Annotated in this window: 1 protein-coding gene; it reads left to right on the top strand. The window is 66.7% G+C overall.

All coding sequences use genetic code 11. From position 1 onward, the window contains the following. Positions 1–156: 156 nt before the first annotated feature. Positions 157–986: substrate-binding domain-containing protein (locus tag FJQ57_RS22100; RefSeq protein WP_246081972.1), on the top strand; the 830-nt coding region annotated here is incomplete at its 3' end.

The following is a 986-nucleotide window of genomic DNA, read 5'->3' on the forward strand; positions in this document are numbered from 1 at the left end:
GTCCTGGGCCTGAGCGCCTGCACGAGCAACGACACCGAGGAGGCGTCGAACCCGAACCTGAGTGGGGGGAACTCCAACGCCGAGGAGGGGTCGAACGACGAGTCGGGTGACTCGATCACGATCGGGTTCTCCGCGCCGGCGGCTGACCACGGCTGGATGGCCTCGATCACTGATTCCGCGCAGACGGTCGCGGACTCCTACGACGACGTGGAGCTGCGGTTGGCCGAGGGCACCAACGACGTCAACGCCCAGATCCAGCAGGTGGAGACCTTCATCAACGAGGGTGTCGACGCGATCGTGCTGCTGCCCTTCGACGGGGAGGCGATGACCCCGGTGGCGCTGCAGGCGATGGAGGCGGGGATCCCGGTGGTCAACGTGGACCGGGAGTTCTCCGACCCCAACGCGGCGCGGGTCACGGTGCTGGGTGACAACTACGGCATGGGTGTCTCGGCGGGTGAGTACATCTGTGAGCAGGCTGGTGGGAACACCGAGGCGGTGGTCGCGGAGATCCAGGGGATCGCCTCGCTGCCGTTGACCCAGGACCGTTCGCAGGGGTTCGAGGACGCGCTGGGTGAGTGTGGTCTGGACGTGGACAACCAGGTCGAGGCTGCGTTCACCCCGGAGTCGGGCACCGATGCGGCGGCGAACCTGCTGCAGGCGGCCCCGAAGATCGACTACCTGTGGAACCACGACGACGACCAGGGTGTCGGTGTGATGGCGGCGATCAGCGAGGCCGGTCGTGATGAGTTCCAGATGATCGGTGGGGCGGGTTCGAAGCAGGTCATGGAGTCGATCAAGGCTGGTGACAGCGTGTTGAAGGCGACCGTGGTCTACCCCTCGACCCAGGGTGCTGACGGGATCAAGCTGGCCCGGCTGCTGGCCCAGGACAAGGCCATCGACGACCTGGTCGAGGTCGAGGTCCCCCGCACGGTGCAGCTGTTCGCCCCGGTCGTGACCTCCGAGAACGTCGACCAGTACCTCCCGTC

It is taken from the genome of Nocardioides litoris, assembly GCF_006346315.1.
Taxonomy (GTDB): domain Bacteria; phylum Actinomycetota; class Actinomycetes; order Propionibacteriales; family Nocardioidaceae; genus Nocardioides; species Nocardioides litoris.